30 protein-coding genes are annotated in these 23315 nt (G+C 64.1%); 18 read left to right on the forward strand and 12 right to left on the reverse strand.

Translation table 11 applies throughout. The features are described 5' to 3' along the window. Positions 1-139: 139 nt before the first annotated feature. The 5 genes from RBB16_RS02870 to RBB16_RS02890 are packed head-to-tail and all read left to right on the forward strand — an operon-like array spanning position 140 to position 3216. Entirely contained in the window at positions 140-601 is a 462-nt protein-coding gene (locus RBB16_RS02870) for a RidA family protein (protein WP_071689436.1), read from the forward strand. Then, positions 598-1350, forward strand: a complete 753-nt coding sequence (locus RBB16_RS02875; protein ID WP_306044704.1) for a glycerophosphodiester phosphodiesterase family protein — start codon at positions 598-600, stop codon at positions 1348-1350. Before RBB16_RS02870 ends, RBB16_RS02875 begins: the two co-directional genes overlap by 4 nt. Then, a complete protein-coding gene (locus RBB16_RS02880; protein ID WP_306044705.1) occupies positions 1347-1682 on the forward strand; it encodes a hypothetical protein in 336 nt (111 codons plus the stop codon). Before RBB16_RS02875 ends, RBB16_RS02880 begins: the two co-directional genes overlap by 4 nt. 50 nt (positions 1683-1732) lie before the next feature. Beyond that, on the forward strand, positions 1733-2923 hold the full coding sequence (locus RBB16_RS02885) for a GNAT family N-acetyltransferase (protein ID WP_306044706.1): 1191 nt from the start codon (positions 1733-1735) through the stop codon (positions 2921-2923). After that, positions 2920-3216 (forward strand): 4a-hydroxytetrahydrobiopterin dehydratase, encoded by a 297-nt coding sequence (locus RBB16_RS02890; protein ID WP_306044707.1) that lies wholly within the window; start codon positions 2920-2922, stop codon positions 3214-3216. The genes RBB16_RS02885 and RBB16_RS02890 overlap by 4 nt, the downstream gene beginning before the upstream one ends. 81 nt (positions 3217-3297) lie before the next feature. Here the strand turns inward: RBB16_RS02890 and RBB16_RS02895 are convergent, their stop codons facing one another. Together RBB16_RS02895 and RBB16_RS02900 are read right to left on the reverse strand one after the other, a co-directional pair. After that, positions 3298-4377: a TauD/TfdA family dioxygenase gene (locus RBB16_RS02895; RefSeq protein WP_306044708.1), complete on the reverse strand. Its 1080-nt coding sequence runs from the start codon at positions 4375-4377 to the stop codon at positions 3298-3300. Between the two features lie 332 nt (positions 4378-4709). Then, positions 4710-5198, reverse strand: coding sequence for a peroxiredoxin (locus RBB16_RS02900; RefSeq protein WP_306044709.1), 489 nt, complete (start codon positions 5196-5198; stop codon positions 4710-4712). An 80-nt stretch (positions 5199-5278) separates the two neighbouring features. Between RBB16_RS02900 and RBB16_RS02905 the strand changes: the two genes are divergently transcribed. The 6 genes from RBB16_RS02905 (at position 5279) to yaaA (ending at position 10944) form a co-directional block, all read left to right on the forward strand. After that, positions 5279-6484 (forward strand): NAD(P)/FAD-dependent oxidoreductase, encoded by a 1206-nt coding sequence (locus RBB16_RS02905; RefSeq protein WP_306044710.1) that lies wholly within the window; start codon positions 5279-5281, stop codon positions 6482-6484. Then, a complete protein-coding gene (gene rsmD, locus RBB16_RS02910) occupies positions 6481-7053 on the forward strand; it encodes a 16S rRNA (guanine(966)-N(2))-methyltransferase RsmD (protein ID WP_306044711.1) in 573 nt (190 codons plus the stop codon). Before RBB16_RS02905 ends, rsmD begins: the two co-directional genes overlap by 4 nt. Next, on the forward strand, positions 7050-7712 hold the full coding sequence (locus RBB16_RS02915) for an HAD family phosphatase (protein ID WP_306044712.1): 663 nt from the start codon (positions 7050-7052) through the stop codon (positions 7710-7712). The genes rsmD and RBB16_RS02915 overlap by 4 nt, the downstream gene beginning before the upstream one ends. Next, on the forward strand, positions 7709-8038 hold the full coding sequence (locus RBB16_RS02920) for a hypothetical protein (RefSeq protein WP_306044713.1): 330 nt from the start codon (positions 7709-7711) through the stop codon (positions 8036-8038). Before RBB16_RS02915 ends, RBB16_RS02920 begins: the two co-directional genes overlap by 4 nt. Positions 8039-8128: 90 nt before the next feature. Beyond that, positions 8129-10183, forward strand: coding sequence for a DNA helicase RecQ (gene recQ, locus RBB16_RS02925; RefSeq protein WP_306044714.1), 2055 nt, complete (start codon positions 8129-8131; stop codon positions 10181-10183). Further along, positions 10177-10944 (forward strand): peroxide stress protein YaaA, encoded by a 768-nt coding sequence (gene yaaA, locus RBB16_RS02930; RefSeq protein WP_306044715.1) that lies wholly within the window; start codon positions 10177-10179, stop codon positions 10942-10944. Before recQ ends, yaaA begins: the two co-directional genes overlap by 7 nt. A gap of 76 nt (positions 10945-11020) precedes the next feature. On the opposite strand, the gene RBB16_RS02935 is transcribed toward yaaA, so the two are convergent. After that, positions 11021-11467, reverse strand: coding sequence for a rhodanese-like domain-containing protein (locus RBB16_RS02935; RefSeq protein WP_306044716.1), 447 nt, complete (start codon positions 11465-11467; stop codon positions 11021-11023). A gap of 139 nt (positions 11468-11606) precedes the next feature. On the opposite strand from RBB16_RS02935, the gene RBB16_RS02940 reads away from it, so the two are divergent. Further along, on the forward strand, positions 11607-12296 hold the full coding sequence (locus RBB16_RS02940) for a DUF4336 domain-containing protein (RefSeq protein WP_306044717.1): 690 nt from the start codon (positions 11607-11609) through the stop codon (positions 12294-12296). 6 nt (positions 12297-12302) lie between these two features. Here the strand turns inward: RBB16_RS02940 and RBB16_RS02945 are convergent, their stop codons facing one another. From RBB16_RS02945 to RBB16_RS02955, 3 genes are read right to left on the reverse strand one after another with little or no spacing between them, the layout of a single operon-like run. After that, on the reverse strand, positions 12303-12617 hold the full coding sequence (locus RBB16_RS02945) for a DUF1244 domain-containing protein (RefSeq protein ID WP_306044718.1): 315 nt from the start codon (positions 12615-12617) through the stop codon (positions 12303-12305). Between the two features lie 14 nt (positions 12618-12631). Next, complete coding sequence (locus tag RBB16_RS02950) at positions 12632-12964, reverse strand: 5-carboxymethyl-2-hydroxymuconate isomerase (protein ID WP_306044719.1); 333 nt, start codon at positions 12962-12964, stop codon at positions 12632-12634. 12 nt (positions 12965-12976) lie between these two features. Then, entirely contained in the window at positions 12977-13714 is a 738-nt protein-coding gene (locus tag RBB16_RS02955) for an N-formylglutamate amidohydrolase (protein WP_306044720.1), read from the reverse strand. Between the two features lie 144 nt (positions 13715-13858). On the opposite strand from RBB16_RS02955, the gene pyk reads away from it, so the two are divergent. The 5 genes from pyk to RBB16_RS02980 all read left to right on the forward strand — a co-directional run bounded on the left by pyk (position 13859) and on the right by RBB16_RS02980 (position 17361). After that, complete coding sequence (gene pyk / locus RBB16_RS02960) at positions 13859-15304, forward strand: pyruvate kinase (protein ID WP_306044721.1); 1446 nt, start codon at positions 13859-13861, stop codon at positions 15302-15304. Continuing rightward, positions 15301-15531: a hypothetical protein gene (locus RBB16_RS02965; RefSeq protein WP_306044722.1), complete on the forward strand. Its 231-nt coding sequence runs from the start codon at positions 15301-15303 to the stop codon at positions 15529-15531. The genes pyk and RBB16_RS02965 overlap by 4 nt, the downstream gene beginning before the upstream one ends. Before the next feature lie 111 nt (positions 15532-15642). Next, on the forward strand, positions 15643-15843 hold the full coding sequence (gene rpmI / locus RBB16_RS02970; RefSeq protein ID WP_071689548.1) for a 50S ribosomal protein L35: 201 nt from the start codon (positions 15643-15645) through the stop codon (positions 15841-15843). Between the two features lie 12 nt (positions 15844-15855). Continuing rightward, positions 15856-16218 (forward strand): 50S ribosomal protein L20, encoded by a 363-nt coding sequence (rplT, locus tag RBB16_RS02975; protein ID WP_071689416.1) that lies wholly within the window; start codon positions 15856-15858, stop codon positions 16216-16218. A gap of 123 nt (positions 16219-16341) precedes the next feature. Next, the gene (locus RBB16_RS02980) at positions 16342-17361 is read left to right on the forward strand and encodes an NAD-dependent epimerase/dehydratase family protein (RefSeq protein WP_306044723.1); all 1020 of its coding nucleotides are present in this window, start codon (positions 16342-16344) and stop codon (positions 17359-17361) included. Positions 17362-17367: 6 nt separating this feature from the next. Here the strand turns inward: RBB16_RS02980 and RBB16_RS02985 are convergent, their stop codons facing one another. The 3 genes from RBB16_RS02985 to RBB16_RS02995 are packed head-to-tail and all read right to left on the reverse strand — an operon-like array spanning position 17368 to position 18880. Beyond that, positions 17368-17904, reverse strand: a complete 537-nt coding sequence (locus RBB16_RS02985; RefSeq protein WP_306044724.1) for an N-acetyltransferase — start codon at positions 17902-17904, stop codon at positions 17368-17370. A gap of 20 nt (positions 17905-17924) precedes the next feature. After that, a complete protein-coding gene (locus tag RBB16_RS02990) occupies positions 17925-18245 on the reverse strand; it encodes a DUF1992 domain-containing protein (RefSeq protein WP_306044725.1) in 321 nt (106 codons plus the stop codon). Next, a complete protein-coding gene (locus RBB16_RS02995; RefSeq protein ID WP_306044726.1) occupies positions 18242-18880 on the reverse strand; it encodes a hypothetical protein in 639 nt (212 codons plus the stop codon). Before RBB16_RS02995 ends, RBB16_RS02990 begins: the two co-directional genes overlap by 4 nt. 305 nt (positions 18881-19185) lie before the next feature. Here RBB16_RS02995 and RBB16_RS03000 point away from each other — a divergent pair, with 305 nt between their 5' ends. Then, the gene (locus tag RBB16_RS03000; RefSeq protein ID WP_306044727.1) at positions 19186-20106 is read left to right on the forward strand and encodes a LysR family transcriptional regulator; all 921 of its coding nucleotides are present in this window, start codon (positions 19186-19188) and stop codon (positions 20104-20106) included. 2 nt (positions 20107-20108) lie between these two features. Here RBB16_RS03000 and RBB16_RS03005 read toward each other — a convergent pair whose 3' ends face one another. The 3 genes from RBB16_RS03005 to RBB16_RS03015 are packed head-to-tail and all read right to left on the reverse strand — an operon-like array spanning position 20109 to position 23307. Next, the gene (locus tag RBB16_RS03005) at positions 20109-21221 is read right to left on the reverse strand and encodes a dimethylsulfoniopropionate demethylase (RefSeq protein WP_306044728.1); all 1113 of its coding nucleotides are present in this window, start codon (positions 21219-21221) and stop codon (positions 20109-20111) included. Between the two features lie 17 nt (positions 21222-21238). Continuing rightward, positions 21239-21580 (reverse strand): hydroxyisourate hydrolase, encoded by a 342-nt coding sequence (locus tag RBB16_RS03010; protein WP_306044729.1) that lies wholly within the window; start codon positions 21578-21580, stop codon positions 21239-21241. Then, positions 21577-23307: a thiamine pyrophosphate-binding protein gene (locus RBB16_RS03015; protein ID WP_306044730.1), complete on the reverse strand. Its 1731-nt coding sequence runs from the start codon at positions 23305-23307 to the stop codon at positions 21577-21579. Before RBB16_RS03015 ends, RBB16_RS03010 begins: the two co-directional genes overlap by 4 nt. Between the last annotated feature and the right edge of the window lie 8 nt (positions 23308-23315).

Genomic DNA, 23315 nt, shown 5'->3' on the forward strand with positions numbered 1-23315 from the left:
GCCTCCGGCGGAGGTATTTGGTCCAAGATGAAAGAGAAGGTCGCATTCAGGCCCTTTGCGGCGTGTTCGGATGCTTGCCGGGGCTGCGGGAGACCCCTAGGGTGCGGCGCGACGGAAACTCAGCGCGAAGAGGTGCGAGATGAGCAATTTTGAGGCCAGACTGGCCGAGATGGGGATCACCCTGCCCGATGCCCCGGCCCCGGCGGCCAATTACGTGCCCTTCGTGGTGGTGGGCGACATCGTCTATGTTTCGGGGCAGATTTCCACCGACGAGAACGGTTTGATCACTGGCAAGGTCGGTGATGACATGGCAACCGAAGAAGGGGCTGCCGCCGCGCGGCGTTGCGCGATCAGCCTTCTTGCGCAGGTCAAGGCGGCCTGTGGCGGAGATCTGGACCGGTTGGTGCGGGTGATCAAGCTGACCGGCTTCGTCAATTCCACCGCCGACTACACCGACCAGCCCAAGGTGGTGAACGGGGCCTCTGACTTTCTCGTGGAGGCCTTGGGGGATGCCGGTCGTCATAGTCGATCCGCCGTTTCCGCCGCGTCCTTGCCGCTTGGCGTGGCGGTGGAGATCGAGGGGATCTTCCAGATCGCATGAGCTTGCACCCTGCCTTCCTGGCTGCGCCGATCGCGCATCGGGGGCTGCATGACGTGACCAAGGGGCGCCCGGAAAACGGGCTTTCCGCGGTGCGGGCGGCGCTCGATGCGGGCTATGGGCTGGAGCTTGACCTGCAGATTTCGTCGGACGGCGTGGCCATGGTCTTTCACGACTATGAACTGGACCGCGTGACCGGAGAAACCGGACAGGTGAAGCGGCGCAGCGCGGAGGAGCTGGGACGGATTGCGTTGACTGGCAGCGAGGATCGCATCCCGCGCCTGTCCGAGGTGCTGGCATTGGTTTCAGGCCGCACGCCTCTCCTGCTGGAGATCAAGGAGCAATCGCGATTCATGGGGCCGGTGGATGGCGTGCTGGAACGGGCCGTGGCCGCCGATCTGGCAGGCTATGATGGCCCGGTTGCGGTCATGAGCTTCAACCCCGCCTCGGTTGCGGCCTTGGCGAAAGCCGCCCCCGATGTCCCGCGCGGATTGACCAGCGGCAGTTACGGCGACCCGGAATGGGCGCCGCTTGGGCCGGAAATTCTGGACCGGTTTCGGGCCCTCGACGGATTTGACGCGACAGGCTGCTGTTTCATAAGCCACTATCACAAGGATCTGTCCGACCCGGCGGTGACAGCACTGAAGGCGCGTGGCATCCCGGTTCTGTGCTGGACGATCCGCTCGCCGGAGGCGGAGGCCGAGACGCGACGGATCGCGGACAATGTGACATTTGAGGGGTATCTTCCATGACCATCCTGCGCACGACCCACAGCCTTGTTGCGGTGCTGACCTTTGTGCTGCTTTTGTCGGCGTTCCGGGGGGAGTTGCGGGTTGCCCTGAATGCCGTGGACGGGCCGTCCCTCGCGCTGGTGATCCCGGTTCTGGCCTTCGCGGCGCTTGTCACGGCGCTGAGCTCTGCGGCGACCGCCCTGACGCTGGATATGGCGGCGCTTATCCTGCTTGGCCTTTACATGGCGGAGGACGGTATCAGTGCCCTGCCACTGGCCGGGGCCGTTGGTCTGGTGATCATGGCCGGGCTGTGCTTTGGCCTGATTCGGATGTCGCCCGACCTTGATGATTGATCTTCGCGCGCCCAGGCCCATCTTCTGAGGGGACATAGGACAGGGCAATCATGGACGGCGACACCGCAATCGAGATCACGGCCTTTGCCAGCCTGTCGGATATTCCGGCAGAAGAGTGGGATGCCTGCGCCTGCCCGGAAGCCAGTGAGGGCGGCCCGCCCGCCGATCCCTTCACCACGCACCGGTTCCTGAAGGCACTGGAAGACAGCGGGTCTGTCGGACCCGGCACGGGGTGGCAGCCGCGATATCTGATGGCGCGGGCAGCGGGGCAGGTGATCGCCGCCGCGCCGCTTTATGCCAAGGGGCACAGCCAGGGCGAATACATCTTCGATCACAACTGGGCCCATGCCTTTGATCGGGCGGGAGGGCGCTATTACCCCAAGCTGCAAATGGCAGTGCCATTTACCCCCGCCACCGGGCGGCGCTTTCTGACCCGACCGGGATGGGAGGATGTGGGCCGTGCCGCGCTGGTGCAGGGGGCGGTGCAGGTGGCCGAGGATAGCGGCCTGTCCTCGCTACACATCACCTTTTGTACTCAGGAGGAGGCAGAGGCGGGTGGGCGGATCGGTTTGCTGCGCCGGACCACGCAGCAGTTCCACTGGGAAAACGCGGGCTATGGCAGTTTCGACGATTTCCTGGGCTCGCTCTCGTCACGCAAGCGCAAGACGATCCGCAAGGAACGCGCGCAGGCGCAGGGGTTCGGCGGGCAGATCGTGTCGCTGACCGGTGATGATCTGCGGCCGGAGCATTGGGATGCGTTCTGGCACTTCTATCAGGATACCGGCGCGCGCAAATGGGGCAGCCCCTATCTGACGCGCAGCTTCTTCGACCTCGTGCAGGAAACCATGCGCGATGACGTTCTGTTGGTGCTGGCAGTTCGGGAGGGCGTGCCGGTGGCGGGGGCGCTCAACTTCATCGGGCGCGACGTGCTGTTCGGGCGCTACTGGGGCTGCATGGAACATCACCCCTGCCTGCATTTTGAACTGTGCTATTATCAGGCCATAGACGCCGCGATTGAACGGGGGCTTGCCCGTGTCGAGGCTGGCGCGCAGGGCGAACACAAGCTGGCGCGGGGCTATTTGCCGGTGCCCACCCATTCCCTGCACTGGATCGCCGATCCCGGCTTTTCCGAGGCGGTCGAGAACTATCTGGAGGCCGAACGCGCCGCGGTCGAAGAGGATATCGAGATCCTCACCGCCTATGGGCCGTTTCGCAAAGCGCAGGTGGAGGAACAGGAATGACCGACAAATTGACCGAAGAGGACCGGGAGGCCGCCCTTGCGCCGCTGCTGGAAAGCGGCTGGCACATGGTCGAGGGCCGAGATGCCATCGCCAAGACCTACACCTTCCGCAATTTCATAGAGGCCTTCGGCTTCATGACGCGCGCCGCGCTCTGGGCCGAGAAATGGAACCACCACCCGGAATGGTCTAATGTCTACAAGACGGTGGAGGTCACGCTCACCAGCCATGACGTGGAGGGACTGAGCGAGCGCGATGTGAAACTGGCAAAGAAGATGGATGCGCTGGCCGGGTGACCAAATGACCGGGTCAGTGCAGGACCCCGACCGCGCCATGCGCGCAAGGCGTGGCCCCGACAATCGCCGGGGCTGCTTTTCTCAGGCCCGACCCAGCAGCCGCAGCTTGCTGTCGAAATCGCCCCGGTCCACATAGCACCCATGCAGATGCCGGAAACCGCTGTCGGGGTTGAAGGCGCTGCGCCCGTGCAGCACGCGGCGATTGTCGAAGACGACCATCTCTCCTGCCCGCAGTTTCAGCGACACCGCATAGGACGGGTCACGGATCAGCCGCATGAGGTTCAGATAGGCCGGGTAGAACGCCACCAGCTGCTCGGGCTCCAGGTCCACCACATCGCCGATATGGGCGTTGAAGCAGATCTCGGCGATCTCGCCATCCGTGTCCGTCACAAGGATTGGATGCCGGCTGCGGATATCGTCCTTGTCATCGTGGTAGCGGAAGGGGATCGCGACGCGCGTCAGCAGGTCGAACTGTTCCGGGTGGCGGGCCTTGAAATCCTCGGCCACGGCGAAGCCGTCACAGAAGACCGACTCGCCGCCCTCGGCCTCGTTGGCAATGCAATGCAGGAACTGGTAGCCCGGCGGACATTCCTGATAGGGCAGGTCCGTATGCAGCGGCAATGCCAGCGCCGTGAAAGCCAGGTTGGTCGGGTTTGGCATCGACTTCACCTCGAACCCGTCCCCGAAATTGGTGATGCGCAGATAGGCGATGCGGGCGGCGATCTTCCACCCGGCATCGGCGTTGTCGTCCAGCCCCTCGATGATCGACAGCCCATATTTGCGGGTATCGGTCATCCAGCCCTTCAGCGCCTCGTCAGAGGTGGCGATGTCCTCGGCGCGCCAGCGGGGCACCCCATCGGCCCCGAGGTCGGACCGCCAGGTTTCGGCAGCCACGATCGCGGGATCCGCCCGCCGCTGGCCCGGGCGATGTTCGCGCAGCCAGTCGAGGTCCAGCTCGCTCTGACCGGGCGTGCCGGACCAGGACACGGACAGCGTGTTCCCGACAATCTGCACATCCGTTGGCACCGTATCGTCGCTGACCGTGGTCAGGTCGAAGGCCCGTTCCTTGGTATCCGGGTGGAACCCGGCAGGGTCATTGTCGATCAGCCAGATGTAGGGAAACACGGCGTCGAGCCCGTCGTTCCACGACACCTGAACCATGCGCTTCTCAGCGCAGTCTACAGCATGAGTCATTGTGATCACTCACTTGAATTGATTTTGGAATTCGGATGGTCTGACGCGTTTTTTCAACACGCCCCGTTTTCAGTGCGGGGGTGGCCAGTACACATGCGCCTTGGCATGTGGGTGTCCGGGGCTGCGTCCGATCACAACAATCATTGCGACATGATTCTCTCTATGGTGACGAAACTAGAGATGCATGTTGTGATTCTGGCAAGTGTTTCCGTCACCTACGCATTCGGGTTCATACAAGAAACGACGGCCCCGGGGGTGACCCGAGGCCGACAGGGAAAGCCGGAAGCTTGTCGCCGGACTCAGATCTTTTCCAGCAGTTCCTCGCCCACGGTCAGCTTGCAGGCGCCGCCTTCCTCTTCGAGGTTCAGCACCTTCACGACTCCGTCTTCGGCCAGCAGCGCAAAGCGCTGGCAGCGGTCCAGAAGCCCGATTGCCGGTACGCTGAAGTCCAGCCCGATGGCCTTGGTGAATTCTGCCGACGGATCGCCGAGCATGGTGATGCCCGCCTCGGTCGCGCCGCTCGACTCGCCCCAGGCCGCCATGACGAAGGGATCGTTGACCGACACACAGATCACCTCGTCTACCCCCTTTTCGGCAAAGCCCGCGCGGGTGCGGATGAAGCTGGGCAGGTGGGTGGCGTCGCAAGTGCGGGTGAATGCACCGGGAAGCCCGAAGATCACCACTTTGCGGCCCTTCAGTTTCGGGGCCAGCTCGACGGCCTCGGGGCCGTTTTCACCGAAGATCAGAAAGGTGGTTTCCGGCAGTTTGTCACCGACACTAATCGCCATGGTTTTCCTCGTGGGCTGATTGGTTTACGCAAGCGATATAGATCAATGGCTGGCTGGTGCCAGAGCGCGGGAGGAATTTCATGTCACATGTCGTCGTGATCGGGGCCGGTCAGGCCGGATCGTCGCTGGTGGCGAAGCTGCGGTCCTCGGGGTTCGAGGGTCAAATCACCCTGATCGGCGCGGAAGAGGCCCCGCCCTATCAGCGCCCGCCGCTGTCCAAGGCCTACCTTCTGGGTGAGATGGAGAAGGAGCGCCTGTTCCTGCGGCCAGAGGCCTATTACGCCGATAATGGTATTACCCTGAAACTCGGCCAGCCGGTGACGGCGATTGATGCGGCGGCCAAGACCGTGACGGCCGGGGGTGAAACCCTGTCCTATGATCATCTGGCCCTGACCACAGGATCCGTCCCGCGCCGCCTGCCCGCCAGCATCGGCGGCGATTTGGAGGGCGTCTTTACCGTGCGCGACCTGAAGGACGTGGACGCCATGGCCCCCGAAGTGACCGGGGGCCGTCGGGTGCTGATCGTAGGCGGCGGCTATATCGGGCTGGAGGCCGCTGCCGTCTGCGCCAAGAAGGGCATGCAGGTGACGCTTGTCGAAATGGCCGACCGCATCCTGCAACGCGTGGCCTCGCCCCAGACCTCGGATTACTTCCGCGACCTGCACAAATCCCACGGCGTCGACATCCGCGAGGGCGTGGGCCTGTCGCACCTGACCGGTGAGGGCCGCGTGTCTGGCGCGGTTCTGTCCGATGGGTCCGAACTGGCGCTCGATATGGTGATCGTGGGCGTCGGCATCGTCCCCGCCACCGGCCCCGCCGAAATGGCCGGGGTCGAGTTGGAAAATGGCATCAAGACAGATGCCCATGGCCGCACCTCCGACCCGTCCATCTGGGCGGCGGGCGACTGTGCGTCCTTCCCCTACAAGGGCGCGCGCATCCGGCTGGAAAGCGTGCAGAACGCCATTGATCAGGCCGAATGCGTGGCGGCGAATATCATGGGCGCGGGCAAGGACTACGTGCCAGAGCCGTGGTTCTGGTCCGACCAGTACGACACCAAGCTGCAAATCGCGGGGCTGAATACCGGCTACGACGAGATCGTGACGCGGCAAACCGACGACACCCTGTCCTTCTGGTACTACAAGGGCGACCAGTTTTTGGCCGTCGATGCCATCAACGACCCGCGTGGCTACATGGTGGGCAAGCGGCTGTTGTCCATGGGCAAATCGCCCGACAAATCCGCCGTGGCCGATCCGGCGACCGAGTTGAAGGCACTGCTGAAAGCGTGAGGATCATCGCGGGCAAGAACAAGGGCAAGCGGCTCGCCTCTGTCGGCAAGGGTGATGCGGGTGCGCATCTACGCCCCACGTCGGACCGGGTGCGGGAAAGCCTGTTCAACCTGCTGGTGAATGGCGGCTATGGCGACCCGCTGACCGGCGCCCGCGTGCTGGACCTTTTCGCAGGGACCGGCGCGCTCGGGCTGGAGGCGCTGTCGCGCGGGGCGGCGTTTGCCTGTTTCGTCGATGACGGCACCACGGCACGGGCGCTTCTGCGCGAGAATATCGGGCTGTGTTCCGCGCAGGGCACGTCCAAGGTGTTCCGCCGCGATGCCACCAAACTGGGCGACGCGCAGCAACCGCCCTTCGACCTGATCTTCCTCGACCCGCCCTATGGCAAGGGGCTGGGGGAAAAGGCGCTGGCGGCGGCGATCGCGGGCGGCTGGCTGGCCCCCGATACGCTGATCGTGTGGGAAGAAAACACCGCCCCCATCCCGCCCGAAGGGTATGAGCAGCTGGACCAGCGCCGCTATGGCGACACGCTGATCACCATCCTGCGCCGTGAAGGAGCCCCCGAATGACCCGCCCCGAATTGGTGATCTTCGACTGCGACGGTGTGCTGGTGGACAGCGAGACCGTGTCGAACCGGGTTCTGGCCGAAAACCTGACCCGGCACGGGCTGCCGATGACCCTGGAACGCAGCATGGAACTGTTCGTCGGCGGCACCATGCGTGGGGTGGGGGAGCAGGCGCGCCGGATGGGGGCCGACCTTCCGCCTGACTGGGTCGATGAAATATATGCCGAAACCTATGCGGCCCTGCGCGCAGGGGTCGACGTGATCGCCGGCATCCCGGAATTGCTGGACCATCTCGACGCCGCGCGCATCCCCTATGCCGTCGGATCGAACGGCAGTGAGGACAAGATGCAGATCACGCTTGGCCAGAATGGTTTGATAGAACGGTTCAAGGGGGCGATATTCTCTGCCCATACCCTGAAGACAGCCAAGCCCGACCCCGACCTCTACCTCGCCGCCGCCGCCCATTTCGGCGTAACCCCCGACCGCGCGGTGGTGTTGGAAGACAGCGCCACCGGGGCGACCGCCGCCGCCCGCGCCGGTATGCGCTGCCTCGGCTATGCGCCCCATGGCGACGGTGCTGCGCTGAAGGCCAAGGGGGCAGAGATTTTCGACAGCATGTACGCCGTGCCGGTGCTGATTGGCCTGCAAGAGGCCGCAGAATGATCCTGCCCGAGCATCACTGCCCCGGCTGCGGCGCGGCGCAGAAGGCCTTCCCCCGCTACCCCTGGCATTTCTGTCAGGGCTGTCTGCAAATGGCCCGCACTGGCAAAGGGCAAGCGCTGGAGTTCGCCAACGCGTCCCTCGGCGGCGGGCTGGTCTGGCGCGCCACAGGGCAGGAGGAATGGCAAGACGCAACCCGCGTTCTGTGCCTGATCCATGACCGCCCGGTTCTGGTGCACGAGGCACGATTTGGCGGCGTGGTGGCCGAACCCGTGCCGGAATTGCCGCTGACCCATCTGCACGGGCTGGTTGACCTGCGGAAAGCCTAGGCAACCACCCCTAGCGGTCCTTGTCCCCCGGCCCACAATATGCGACCGTCCGGCGCAATCAGAACACAGCAGAGCAGTCCGACCGACCCCATGCCGGCCCCTTCCGATTTGCTATCTTCCGTCTTCGGGTTTTCCGCCTTCCGCCCCGGGCAGGAGGAGATCGTAGAGGCCGTGACCGCTGGCCGCGACGTGCTGGCGATCATGCCGACGGGCGGGGGCAAGTCGCTGTGTTTCCAGCTGCCTGCTCTGTGTCGCGAAGGGCTGACCGTCGTCATCTCCCCCCTCATCGCGCTGATGCGCGACCAGGTGCGGGGCCTGCGCGAGGCCGGGGTAGAGGCCGGGGCGCTGACCTCCGGCAATACCGAGGAAGAAACCGATGCGGTCTGGCGAGGGCTGGAAGAGGGCACGCTGAAGCTTCTCTACCTCGCGCCCGAACGGCTGGCATCCGGCGGGACGGAACGGATGCTGTCGCGCGCGGGCGTCAGCCTGATCGCGGTGGACGAGGCCCATTGCGTCAGCCAGTGGGGCCACGATTTCCGCCCCGACTACCTGCGTATCGGCGACCTGCGCCGGGCATTGGATGTGCCGCTTGCCGCCTTCACCGCGACGGCGGATGCCGAAACGCGGGCCGAAATCGTCACCCGCCTCTTCAGCGAGGCAAACCCGCCCGAAACCTTCCTGCGTGGCTTCGACAGGCCCAATCTCAGCCTCGCCTTTGACGTGAAGAACCAGCCGCGTAACCAAATCCTCGCCTTCGCCGCCGCCCGCAAGGGGCAGTCCGGCATCGTCTATTGCGGCACGCGGGCCAAGACCGAGACGCTGGCGCAGGCGCTGCGCGAGGCGGGGCACAATGCCTGCCACTACCATGGCGGGATGGAGGCCGGGGACCGGCGCCACGTGGAAACCCGTTTCGCGCAGGAGGATGGGCTGATCGTGGTGGCGACGATTGCCTTCGGCATGGGCGTGGACAAGCCCGATATCAGGTGGGTGGCCCATGCGGACCTGCCCAAATCCATCGAAGCCTACTACCAGGAAATCGGTCGCGCGGGCCGCGACGGGGCGCCTGCCGATACACTGACGCTATTCGGCCCCGACGACATCCGCTTCCGCCGCAGCCAGATCGACGAGGGGCTGGCCCCGCCGGACCGCAAATCCGCCGATCATGCCCGGCTGAACGCGCTCCTTGGGTTGGCCGAGGCCACCGGCTGCCGTCGTCAGGTTCTGCTTGGCTATTTCGGAGAAGACCCGGAGCCCTGCGGCAATTGCGACATGTGCAACGACCCGCCGGACCTGTTCGAGGGCGGCGTCGCGGTGCAAAAGGCGCTCTCGGCCATGCTGCGCACCGGGGAAAGCTTCGGCGCGGGGCACCTCATCGACATCCTGATCGGGGCCGATACCGACAAGATCCGCCAGCGGGGCCACGATGCGCTGCCCACCTTCGGCGTCGGCACGGAGTTTGACCGGCGCGGCTGGCAGGCAGTGTTCCGGCAGATGGCGGCCCATGACCTCGTGCGCCCCGACCCCGACCGCCACGGCGCGCTGTTCATGACCGACAAGGCCCGCCCCATCCTGCGCGGCGAGGAAGGGATTACGCTGCGGCGCGACACGATCCGCAAGGCCGCGCGCCGCCCTGCCGTCAAGATGCTGGTCAGCGAGGAGGACGCGCCGCTGCTGTCGGCGCTGAAGGCCAAGCGCCGGGCCTTGGCGGAGGAGGCTGGGGTGCCCGCCTATGTAATCTTCACCGACAAGACGCTGATCGAGATGGCCGAAACCCGGCCCGCGACGCTCGACCAGATGGCAAAGGTGGGCGGCGTCGGCGCAACCAAGCTCGACCGCTACGGCACGACATTTCTGGAGGTCATCACCGGCGAAACGCCGCAGGAGGCCCATCCGCAGCGCCGCAAGCTGGCCGGGCGCGATGCGGGCCCTATATTTGACCAACTGATGCAGGCGCAGGTGGGACTGGCGCGGGGCGAGATGGGGACGGAGAAATACCTCTCCTGCACCCACTCCACGATCCGCCAGATCGCCGAACGCCGCCCGGATACGCTGGAAGAGCTCGCGCGGATCCAGGGCATGGGGGATTTGAAGTTGGAACGCTTCGGACCGGCGTTTCTCGACGTGATAAGGGGAAGCGAATGCTGATCGTGATTTCACCGGCGAAGAAGCTGGACTGGACCGCGCGGGATGTGGAAATGACCGCGCCCATGTTTCAGGAGGATGCCGACCGGTTGGCAGAGGTCGCGCAGGGCCTGTCCGTGGCCGAGTTGCAAAAGCTCATGCATATCAGCGAAAGCCTTGGCAAACTGAACCGCGACCGCTTTGCCCGGTTCCATGAACACGCCGAAAAGCGCCCCGCTGTTCTGGCCTTTGCGGGCGACACCTATACGGGGCTGGAGGCGGGCAGCCTCGACGCCGAAGAACTGGCCTATGCCCAGGATCACCTACGTATTCTTTCGGGCCTCTACGGGCTGCTGCGCCCATTGGATGCGATGCAGGAATACCGGCTGGAGATGGGCAGCCGGTTGAAGACCGACCGGGGCCGGTCGCTCTATGACTATTGGGGTGGCCAGATCGCCGAGGCGCTGAATGTCGAGGCGGACCGGCTGAACACTGAGACGTTGATCAACTGCGCCTCGGTGGAATACTTCACCGCCGTGAAGCCGGATGTTCTGCGCCCCCGCGTGATCACGCCCCAGTTCCTGGAGGAAAAGCCCGGCGGACCCAAGGTGGTCAGCTTCTTTGCCAAGAAAGCGCGCGGCGCGATGGCCCGCTTCATTATCCAGAACCGGCTGCGAGACCCCGAGGCGATGCTCGACTTCGACACCGGTGGCTATCGGTACGCACCGGAGCTGAGCGCGCCCGACAAGCCCGCCTTCTACCGGCCCGCGATGGCGGAAGTGTAGGGCGACAAAGCGGTTTGCAAACCGCTTGGAAGGGCCTTGCAAGGCCCTTTAACGCGCTTCAAGCGCGTTGGCGCCCTCAACAGACCGTGCAGCCCATATCCCGCGTTGGCGCCACGGGGCTGTAGCCCTCGCGCAGAACCCGCACCATGCCGCCCGCCACGTCAATGACCGGCGCGTCAACCGCCTCCGCAATCTGCCGCGTGGCGCGCGACGTGCGGTTCCCCGTCCGGCAGATGAGCGCCAGGCTCTGCCCGTCCTGCAAATGCGGACGCAGGGCGGAAAGAAAGCTGTCGCGATCCGCATAGGTGATCAACAGCGCGCCGTCGATCACGCCGGTCTGCTGCCATTCCTCGGGGCGGCGGATATCGACCAGCAGGACCGAATCGTCCTGGGCCAGCGCATCGCCCGACAGGGCCGCAAGGGTCAGGTTTTCCGGCTCTCGCCCACGCCCGAAGAGAAAGCCCGCGGCGGCAAGGGCCAAGGCGGCGGCGGAGCCGAAGGCGAGGAAAAGGCGTCTGTCCATGGCGCGTCTCATGCAATGAGGACTGTCAATGCGGCGCATTTAGTCCTGGGGGGCGATGTCTTCAACCGCACGGATCAGGTGGCATTGTCGCAGCGCCTGTGATCTGCTCTGCACCCGTGAGACCAGCGAGAGGAACGCGATGACATTGATCCCATTTGGCCCTGGCCTCTGGCTGGTCGAGGGACCGGATATCCGGGCGGCGGCGGGGTTTCACTATCCCACGCGCATGGCCGTCGTGCAGCTAGCCGATGGCGGCCTCTGGCTCTGGTCGCCTGTGCGCCTGACCCCCGCCCTGCTGGAGGCGCTGGAGCCGCTCGGCCCCGTTCGGCACATCGTCGCGCCCAACCGGCTGCATCACATGGCGCTTTCGGATTGGGTGCATTTCAGTCCCGGAGTCCGGCTGCACGCCGCGCCGGGGCTGCGGGCGAAGCGGGGGGATCTGCACTTCTCCAGCGATCTGGGCGACACTCCGCATCCCGACTGGTCAGGCCAGATTGATCAGGTGATCTTCCCCAATGCCATCGCCGATGAGGTCGTGTTCTTCCACCGCGACAGCGGCACGGTCCTCTTCACCGACCTGCTGCAACAGATGCCGAAGGGCTGGTATCGCGGCTGGCGGCGGCTGATGGCGTGGCTGGACTTGATGACCGGGGGCGAGCCACAGGTGCCCCGCAAGTTCCGTATGGCCACGCGGGACAAAACCGCCGCCCGCGTCGCTCTCGAACAGATCAGGACGTGGCAGCCGAAACAGGTGGTCATGGCCCATGGCACGCCCGTCACGGACAAGGCCGATACGTTCCTGTCCCGCGCCTTTTCCTGGCTTGGCTAGAGGGCTTCAGCCCTTCTTCAGCACATTCTCGGCAAAGGCCTTCTCGAAGGCGGCCTGCTTCTCGGGACTGGCCTCAGACTGGTTGCGGGTCTTCCACTCGTCATAGGGCATGCCGTAATAGGCCTCGCGCCCCTCGTCCTTGGTCATTTCGATGCCACGCTCATTCGCGGCTTCCTGATACCAGCGGGACAGGCAGTTGCGGCAGAACCCGGCGAGGTTCATCAGGTCGATATTCTGCACGTCCGGGCGGTCGTCCATCAGGTGCTGACGCAGGCGGCGGAAGGCGGCGGCCTCGATCTCGATACGGGTCTGGTCGTCCATCTCTGATCTCCTTCTCACAAGACGCGCTTGGTATAGGCGGCACTCAGGTCCTTCACGTCGACCGACAAAGAACCAACCTCGGGCAGGTGCGATTCCAGCACGGTCAGCACGCATCGTGCAAGGGCGGCCTTGGTCGGATCATCCCGGCCCGGCAGCAGCGACAGGTCCGCATGGGCGAAGCTCTGCGGCTCGGTCCCGATGCGCCAATGGGGGCAGGGCAGGGTTCTGATTTTCAGGCTTTCGGGATGCGGAATGGCATCATAGGCGGCCAGTGCCTGAAACAGGGCCTCACACAGCGCCTGATCCACGGCGACATTGGCAGAATGTTGAAGTGTCAGATGGGGCAATTCAAGCTCCTCTCAGCAACCGGCATCGGTCAGGGCTCCTTCCAGAATCGGGGCCAGACGCTGACCCCAATGTTCCTGCTGTTCCGGCGTTGCGATCAGATCGTTGCGCAGCTCGATCAGCACATGCGGGCGGCCCGGTTCCACCCCGTGGCGGTCCATGCTGTCGCCGGGCAGGTGGCCGGAATAGGGTTCGTTGTCTCCCACATAGATGTCGGCCTCAGCCCGCAGGCGGTCCAGCAGCGGGGCCGCCAACCGCTCATCCTCGGCATAGAGCACCCCCACATGCCACGGCCGCATCTCGCGCCCCTTGAATTGCGGGGTAAAGCTGTGGACGGCCAGCAAGACCGTATCATCGCGCCGCGCGGCCAGCTCTGTCAGCGCGTTGTGATAGGGCCGGTGAAAGGCCGCGAGCCGCCGCTCCTGCTCCGCCGCATCGGCCCCCCGGTTCGCCGGGATGATCGACCCGTCATAAAGCTTCATCAGCACAGTCGGGTCATGCTCCCCCCGGTTGGGGTCGATCACCAGACGCGAGAAATCCGACAGGATCACCGGCGCGCCCATTTCCCGCGCCAAGGCCCGGGACAGCCCCGCCGCGCCGATATCGTAGGCGATATGGCGGTTCATATCCGCCTCCGGCAGACCCAGGTCGCCGCCACTCACGCAATCGGGCACCCGGTTCGAGGCATGGTCGCAGGTGATCAGCCAACGAGAGGCGCGGTCTTGCCCTTCGATGTGGAAAGGGGCTGTCATTTCCGTGTTATCCTTCATAGACAAAAGGGACATATGACAGGTTAGACGCGAGTGCCAGTTGTCATGTTCCGCGAATTGGGACATAAGGGCCGCAACCGAAATGCTAGCGCTAACATTTGTCGAAGGCGAAACGAGGGACCGATCATGAAACACCTGCGCAACGTGAAGATCGTGGCAACCCTCGGGCCTGCCTCCAACGACTACAAGATGATCCGCGCGCTGTTCGAGGCCGGGGCCAACGTGTTCCGCCTGAACATGAGCCATGGCGACCACGAGGAAATCCGCGCACGCCATACGATCATCCGTCAGGTGGAAAAGGACACAGGTCGCCCGATTGCCATCCTGGCCGATCTCCAGGGCCCGAAACTGCGCTGCGGTGTCTTCGCAAATGGCCCCTATGAACTGGAAGACGGTGCCCCCTTCCGCTTCGATCTGGATGAGGCCGAGGGCGACCATACCCGCGTGCAGCTGCCCCACCCCGAAATCTTCGCGGCGCTGGAACCGGGCTCGACCCTTCTGGTCAATGACGGCAAGATCAAGCTGCAGGTGGAAGATTGCGGCGCGGATTTCGCCAATTGCAAGGTCATCGCAGGCGGGTCCATCTCCAACCGCAAGGGCGTGAACGTGCCCGATGTGGTGCTGCCGCTGGCGGCCCTGTCCGACAAGGACCGCAAGGACCTGGAGTTTGTCTGCCAGCTTGGCGTCGACTGGCTGGCACTCAGTTTCGTGCAGCGCGCCGCAGATGTCGAGGAGGCCCGCGGGCTGGCCAAAGGCCGCGCCGCGATCCTGTCCAAGATCGAGAAACCGGCGGCGGTGAAGGCATTTGACGAGATCCTCGCCGCTTCTGACGGGATCATGGTGGCGCGGGGCGATCTGGGTGTGGAACTGCCCGTGCAGGCGGTGCCGCCGATCCAGAAACGGCTTGTCCGGGCCTGTCGTGCCGCCGCCAAACCGGTGATCGTGGCGACCCAGATGCTCGAGTCGATGATCGAAAGCCCGGTTCCGACCCGCGCCGAAGTGACCGACGTGGCCAACGCCATCTATGAAGGTGCCGATGCAGTGATGCTCTCTGCCGAAAGTGCTGCGGGCGGTTATCCGATCGAGGCGGTGACGACCATGAACAATGTCGCGGTAGAGGTCGAGGCCGACTCGACCTATCGCGACATCATCGAATCAAGCCGCAAGGTCACTCGATCCACCGTGGCCGATGGCATCGTTTCCTCCGCCCGCGAAATCGCGGAAACCACCGATATCAAGGCGATCTGCTGTTTCACCCAATCGGGTGGCACGGCGTCCCTTGTTGCCCGTGAACGTCCGCGCGTGCCGATCATCGTCATGACCCCCATCGTCGATGTGGCCCGCCGCATGTGCCTGACCTGGGGCACGAACTGCTACCTGACGGGCGAACTCACGCGCTTCAAGATGGCCGTGACTTCTGCGGCGCGTGCCGCGCGGGACGCTGGTTTTGCCACGGAAACCGATTTTATCGTCGTCACCGCCGGTGTCCCCTTCAATGTGCAGGGAACAACGAATATCATCCGCGTCGCCCCCTGTGACGAGCGGTTGATCATGTCGACCGATATGGAATGATCCTGAGCCCCGACATCCTGCTGACCCTCTCGACCCTGGTGATCCTCTTTTCGATCGCCTCGGCCCTGTCGGTCTGGTCGGACGGGGAGTTTCCGACCATCGCGATTGGGGCGCTGGCGGCGGGTGTTGGCGTGTTCGTCTATGCCTACTGGTCGCTCGACGACCCGAGTGGCTGGCGTGAAGTGCCCGATGCGTTCATCTCGGTCCTGTCACGAGTGATGAACTGACCCCCTTGCCTTGTCCCCGGATTGTCGGTAACAGACGCGCTCCAACCGGTGCGGCCGGCCGAGAGGCATGCCGAGTCGCGCCAGAACGTAGCCAATGAACTGGAGACGAAAATGCCCAAGATGAAGACCAAGTCGAGCGCCAAGAAGCGCTTCAAGGTCACGGCTTCCGGCCGTGTCAAAGCAGGCCAGGCGGGTAAGCGCCACGGCATGATCAAACGGACCACCAAGTTCATCCGCACCGCGCGGGGAACCACGATCCTGTCCGCCCCTGACGAAAAGATCGTCAAGGGTTACATGCCCTACGCACGCTAAGGAGGCCTGACAATGTCCCGAGTTAAAGGCGGCACCACCACCCACGCCCGTCACCGCAAGATCGTCAAGGCCGCCAAGGGTTACTACGGTGCCCGCAGCCGCAACTTCCGCACCGCGACGCAGGCCGTCGACAAGGCCAACCAGTACGCGACCCGCGACCGCAAGGCCCGCAAGCGTCAGTTCCGCGCCCTGTGGATTCAGCGCATCAACGCGGCTGTTCGCGCCCATGACGAATCGCTGACCTATTCGCGCTTCATCAACGGTCTGGCGCTGGCCGGTATCGAAGTGGACCGCAAGGTTCTGGCCGATCTCGCCGTGCACGAGCCCGAAGCATTCGGCGCCATCGTCGACCAGGCGAAAGGCGCGCTGGCCTAAGCTGGCCTATAGCTGAGAAACAGAAAGCCCCGGCAGGTTCGATCCCGCCGGGGTTTTTCTTTGCCATGTTCGCTATCCCGCGCCTAGACTTGCCACCCAAGGTTGCATGGGAAGGGGCGTATCATGGGCAAGGTGCTGGTGACCGGGGCGAATGGTCATGTCGGGTTCAATCTGGTGAAGGAACTGGTCAGCCGTGGCACGGACCTGCGGGTTTCGGTCCGCGATGCGGATGATCCGGCCAAGTCAGCCCCGCTCCGGGCGCTTGGGGTGCAGGATATCGTGTCGCTCGACGTGCAGGATGCCGATGGGTTCCGCACTGCCACTGAGGGCATAGACCTGCTCTACCATGTCGCCGCGACCTATCGCTATGTCACCTCCGGCGCGGACGCGGATGCGCAAATGGTGCGCGACGCGGTCGAGGGCGCAACGGCTGCGATCCGGGCGGCTGCTGCCAGTGGCGTGCGCAAGGTTGTGCTGACCTCATCCACCGTCACCCTGCCGCTCGGCACCTCGCCCGAGGACAGGAAGAGCGAAGCCGACTGGACCGAAGACCTGAGCGTTCCCTATATCCGCGCCAAGACCCTGGCCGAGAAACGGGCCTGGGACTTGGCGGCGGAGCTTGGCGTGAACATGGTCTCTGTCCTGCCTGCGGGCATCTTCGGCGGTACCTTCCACAAACCCACGCAATCCACCGATTTCATCGAGGCCATCGCCAAGGGGGCCCTGCGTATGGGCTCGTTCAAGGGCGTCATGCCCTTTGTCGATGTGCGTGACGTTGTGGACGGGCATATCCGGGCGGCGGAACAGGATGTGTCGGGCCGGTTCATCCTCTGCAATGACCGGTTCCCGAGCTTTGATGAGATCATCGACATCCTGCGCGCTCAGGGAATGCGCGTTGGTCGCCCGCTGATGACCGTGCCCCTGTTCATGTACCCGATCGCCCCGCTGATGAACCGCATGACCAGCCGCCTGATCGGGGCACCGCCCTTGATCACGCCAGAGTTTGCGGTGCTGAACCGGGGGCGCTACTTTGCCTCGTCCAACCAGCGGGCGAAAGATGTGCTCGGCTGGCAGCCGACCGTCAGCACCGAGACCAGCATCCGCGATACGGTCGAGGAACTCCGGCGCATCGGGCGGCTCTGAGATCTGTCACCAATAATCGGGCTTGTTCAGGGCTGCCACGCAGGAGGATGGCCCCTTCAGAGGTGAGAGATCCGCCCCAGACAGCGACTGACCGATCCAGCCTTCGGGGTGGCTCAGTGGCAGGGGCGGCGGGGCCATCTCTTCTGTAAGGGCTTTGAACCCGACCCGTCCGTAAAACGCCGGATCGCCATAGGTGATGGCCATGTCGACCCCCTCGGCCCGAAGTGCGTTCAGCCCATGCGTGATCAATGCCTGCCCCGCGCCTTTGCCCTGCGCCGCCGTTGCCACCGCGACCGGGGACAGCAGCATCACGTGGCGTGGGTCTTCGGGGTAGGTCAGCCGGGTAAAGCAGATGCAGCCGATCAGCTGACCCGCGTCAGCGGCCGTGAAGACGCGCAACTCCTGCGCCGGTGTCTTCAGCAACTGTTCCACCAGCCCCCCGATCAGCGCGCCTTCCTCCGCCCCTTCCGAGGCGGCAAAGGTGTCTGTGAACAGCGCCACAATGGTATCCGCGCTGAACGCGCGTCCGTCCGACAGGTCCATGTCAGCCCTCTTTCCTGCTGCTAGTCATGGCGCATGTATTTGCGCCGCGCTTCCTGCTCGATGTCGAGCCTCAGTTGAACACCCGCCAGTTCCCGGACGATCGTCTCGCGCTCCGCGCCCGCCGGGGTTTCCCTCAGCTTCGCTGTCAGAGCCTCCACCTGTTTGCGCAACTCGATCTCTCGCGGGACAACGCCCGCTTCATGCATGATCCGAAATCCTGCCGCATCGGCGCTCTCGCCCGTCTCCGGCTTCAGGGGCTTGCCCGCCCCTTTCAGGTCATCGAGTTGCCCCTCGGCCTCGGCCTTGCGGATCTGATGCTCGGCCAGCTTGTCCCATCTCATGACGGGCTGTCTTTCAGGGCCGTCGCCTCAGCGGTGATGAGCGTCGGGTTGCATTCCTGCGCATGGGCGGCGCGCAGCCTGTTGCGATCCACGCCGTATCGCCTTTCCAGCTCTGCGCCGAGCACCCGGTCGAAATAGTCAACATCCCTGGCAAAGCGCGGGAAGGACAGCGTCACAACCGGCACTTCAGCCGCAACCAGCGGTTCCAGCGTGCGGTAAAACTGCTCGGCCAGAACCCAGTGCTGGTTCTCGGCCTGATCGGTCTTCCAAAGTCCGCCCGGTGCCATGTCCGGGTCTTCGCCCGCCGCGATTGCCCGCTCGCGGACCTGTCGGCGGCTGTTGGCGGCAGAGCCAAGCTCTCGCATCGGGATGATGGCCAGTCCGACCGGAAACCAGCTTTCGGCCAGAAGCTGCGGCAGCACATCCACGATCTGAGGCGATTTCACCACCATCGGCAGCTTGTCCACGTTGTGCCGCCTGACAGGCCTTTCCAGCCCGGCGCGACCGAGGTTCTCTTCCACGCCTTTGAATCGGCGCGGTTTAAAGCCGGTATCCATCCCCGCCACGGTCAGAATGCGCACCAGCAGGGTCGTACCCGCGCGGCCAGTGCCACAGATGATGATCTTGGGGTCCATACCATGCCCTTCTGCCTGTCGGAGCCGATGGTGCGAAATTCCGTGCGCCCCTGCAATCGCCAAACCTGTCACGACGCCGGGGATTTGCGCAAAGGGCACAGTCGGGCGCACCAGCATGGCTTGCAGCCAGAGCGCGGAGCACGGTCATCATCCCCCCCGGTGGCGGCGTTCACCCCGGAAGGTTGCCCTGTTTTGTTGACAAGTTGCATTTGGTATTTCTATGAAAGTCCAGCAAGCATACGCAAAATGACTTGATCATGGCAGCGTCCCTTGCAATCGCTGTTGCCAGATACAGGACCCAAGACATGAATCTGCGCCAACTCGAGGCATTTCGGGCCACCATCCGTTGCGGGTCCATCACCGGAGCCGCCGAGATGATGCATGTCTCGCAACCGAGCGTCAGCCGGCTGATCGCGGATCTGGAACGGTCCGTCGGCTTTGCCCTCTTCCAGAGAAACGGACGAGGGCTGATCCCGACGGTAGAGGCGCGGACGTTCTATCAGGCCGTGGAAGGCATGTTCGTGGGGGTCGACCGGCTTCAGGATCTGGCAGACAGCATCCGCACGACAAGCGGGGGCGTCGTTTCGGTTGGCACGATTCAATCGATTTCCACGATTGAACTGCCGCGCGCCGTCAACAGCCTGATCCAGAGATACCCAGACATCCGTGTGATGATCCACGCCCGCAATACCCCGGCCATTCTGGACGCGGTGCAGCTGCATCAGTTCGATCTGGGCGTGGTCGGGCGGCAACCGCCCTATGACGGTGTGGAAACCCTTTTCCAGACGGCCGCACCCTATGTTTGCCTCATGCCCGAAGATCATCCTTTGGTGGGTCTGGCCGGTCCCGTCGACCTGGAAATCCTGGCCGAGCAGGAGGATTTCGTGACCTTCGGCGGCGCCTTCCCCGATGCCATGATGTCGATGGACAGCAGCCTGTCGCAAAAGCTGCAATCCCGATCCCGACTGTCTTCGACCAACATGCCCGTGGCGGCGGCTCTGGTACGCGAAACCGGTGTTCTGGCGATTGCCGATCCGTTTTCGGCGGAACAGGCGGTGCGCATGGGCGGGGTGGCCTTCCGCCCGATCCTGCAAAACCTGACCTATTACGTCTCGATTGTCTGCGGGGGCCGCGCGCGGCTGTCCCGCCAGGCCGCCGAGTTCTCCGAGATTCTGGCCGAACAGCTTGATCAGCGGGTCAAGCTGGCCAACAGCTTTGCAAGCTGATCCTAGACCATCGGCAGCGGAACGATCTCGCCCTCGCGGTCCATACCGTCAGGCGTGAGCACGCGCACCGGCTGGCCGATGTCCCAATAGTCTCTGTCAATCAGGGACAGGCCCACGTTCTGGCCAAAGCGCGGCGACCAGATGCCCGACGTGATCTGACCGACCTGCCTGTCGCCCACCATCACCGGCCACGGGGTGGAACAGGTGGGAACCGGCCCGCCGTCAAAGCGCAGCCCGCGGATTTCCCGTGAAACGCCCTTGTGCGCAAGGTCTTGCAATGCCGCCAACCCCAGGCAGTTCACGGACCCGTCCAGCTTGCAGAACTTGGCCAGCCCCAGTTCCAGCGGAGAATTCTCGCGTGTCATCTCGTTGCCGTAGGAAAACAGCCCACCCTCGATCCGCTCGATCAGGTTGGGGCAGCCAGGGGTGATGTTGAATGCCTGACCCGCCTGCCAGATCCGATCCCACAGGGCCGGGCCAAGATGCCCGCCTTCAAGGTAGATCTCGAAGCCGCCCTGCCGGGAATAGCCGGATCGGGCAATGATCTGAGACGTGCCTTCAACATCGAACCGGGCGAATTTGAAGAACCCGACCTCGCGGATGCTGTCCCCGAAGATACGGGCCATCAAGTCTTCGGCCTTCGGCCCCTGCACCGCCAGCGGCGACACGTCGGGTTCCTCGATCTCCACCTTCATCCCCGCACCAAGCGCCAGCCCGAGCGCGTAAAGCAGCACATCGCTGTCGGCGATGGACAGCCAGAACCGGTCCCCGGCCAGTTTCAGCAGCACCGGGTCATTGACCAGCCCGCCCTTGTGATCGACCAGCGGCACATAGAGGCAATCACCGACCTTCGCCTTCGAGATATCGCGCGGGGTCATCCATTGCACCAGCCGTGCGGCATCCGGGCCGTTGATCTGTACCTGCCGCTGGCAGGACACGTCCCAGATCTGCACGTGCTCTCGCAGGTGCCAGTAATCCTCCTCGACGCTCGGTTGGAACGCCTTGGGCAACAGCATGTGGTTGACCACGGAAAAGCCGCGAACCCCGGCGGCTTCGACGCGATCCGTGTAGGGGGTGCGCCGGATGCGGCGCGACATGTTCAGACCGTCGGACATTGAATTGGCCTTGTTGATCAGCGCGACCACCAATGGGCGCTGCTGTTGGGGGACAGGATGACCGGAAGGTGATAGCGCCCGTCCGGGTCGGGCATATGAAGGCGCAGGGCAATCTGCTGCACAAGCGGCGATGCGCCCCTGTCGGCCCAATAGGGGCCGGTTGCAAAGCTGAGCTCATAGAGATCGCCGGGATCGGCACCCGCCAGATCAACCTGCTGGCTCAGCCGCCCGCCCTCGTCGGTATCGACGCTGAACAGCTGCTCTGGCGTGCCGGTGATCCGGGTCAGCGTCACCCGAACGCCGCCCGCATGGGTGCCGTCAAGACCGCTGAGCGTATGGGTGGACACAGTCGCGCTCATTCGATCGACGCCTTGTCGCGTTTGTCGGATGTGGCGGCAACGATCGGGCTGATCACACCCCGGCATTTCACGTTGACACAGGCCGTCTTGCCGCTGGCGATGGCGCGTCTCAGGGCCGGGGCCAGCTCTTCGCGCCGCGTGACCAGTTCGCCATGCCCGCCCAACCCCTCGAACATCGCGTGGAACGGAATGTCGCGGAAATCGGTGGCGAAATGGCGGCCATTCGCAAAGAGACGCTCCTGCTGCTGCGAAATGCAGTCCAGCCCGCCATTGTTGTCGATCACCACCACGATGGGGCGGTTTTCCTGAAAGCAGGCCTCGATGGACAGGCCGCCCGACAGGAACGCACCGTCGCCCGAGACCAGAACCACCGTCTTGTCGGGATGCACGCTTTTGGCCGACATTGCAAAGGACACGCCGACCCCGAGCAGGCTGTAATTGCCCGGATGCAGGATGCCGCCCAGTTTCCGGCCGCGCTTGGCGGCGATATTGGTGGCGATCTCGTTCCAGAAATGCGTGTTGCCGCCATCGAAGACCAGCCAATCGCCATCCGCCATTTCGGCCTGAACATCGACGGCCAGTTGCAGAGGGTGCATCTTGCGGCCCTCAGTAATGTCGCGGGCGCGCTCTTCCTCCAGATGGTTGGTCCATTCCTGCACCCAGTCCGCGCGACGCTGCTGTTGCAGGGCAAACCAGCTGTCCCAGCTTTGATCAATCCCCGCCAGGGCGTCGAGAAACGCGCCGGGATCGGAGAGCAGCGGCATGTCTGCGCCGTGGTTGTAGTCCAGTTCCTCATGGCTGCCATTCACGCAGATCAGCGTGGTTCCCGCCGGAATGAAAGGCGGGTTTCCGAAATTCATCTGGTTGTCCAGCCGGCAGCCGACCATGACCACCACATCCGCCTCGTGGATTGCGGGCTTTGACGGGTGAAACTGGTGGAAATCGGCCAGCCCGATATAGCACTCGGTTTCCTCGCCCAAATTTTTGGTGTGGTAGGGCACGTTATAGACCGGAATGCGCAGCTTGTTGCCCGACGCGGCCAGGTTCCTTTCGGATTTCGACCACCAGACGCCGTGCCCGGCGATGATCACCGGGCGTTCGGCACGCCTGATTGTGTCCAGCACCGGCGCAAGCGCCGCAGGGTCTGGCCAGGCGCGCGGCACAGGCTGTGCGGTGCGATTGAAAGGGCGCTCGTCGCGGCCCGCATCCTCGTCGAAAGACGAGAACATGATATCGACCGGCAGGCTCAGATGGACCGGGCCGGGATAGCCGGTGGTTGCGGCCTTCCAGGCACGGTCCACGAATTCGCTGATGCGGTTGCCGTCGACGATCTGTTCGGAATACTTGGTCAGCGGCGCGGCAATCGCGACATCGTCGATTTCCTTGAACCCGCCCGCGCCTTGTCGCTTCAGCGTGGAGGACCCGGTCACGAAGATGACCGGAGACCGCTCTCCCCACGCTTCCAGCATCGCTGGAACCGCGTTGGCAAAGCCTTCCGGCCCCACGAGGCAGAGCGTCGGTTTGCGGGTGATCCGCGCGTGCCCGTCCGCCAGATGACCGGCGATCTGTTCATGCGGGCAGTTGATCACCGGCATCTGGCATTCCATGAAGCCCTCCAGCGCCGGGTTGCAGAACCCGCCCGCAAGGGTAAAGGCGTGCTCCACCCCCTTTTCCTTGAATGCCCGGGCCAGCAACGCGCCGCCCCTGATCTGATGCTTGGCTGTCATGTGCTGTT

Source organism: Nioella sp. MMSF_3534 (assembly GCF_030732985.1).
Classification (GTDB): Bacteria; Pseudomonadota; Alphaproteobacteria; order Rhodobacterales; family Rhodobacteraceae; genus Nioella.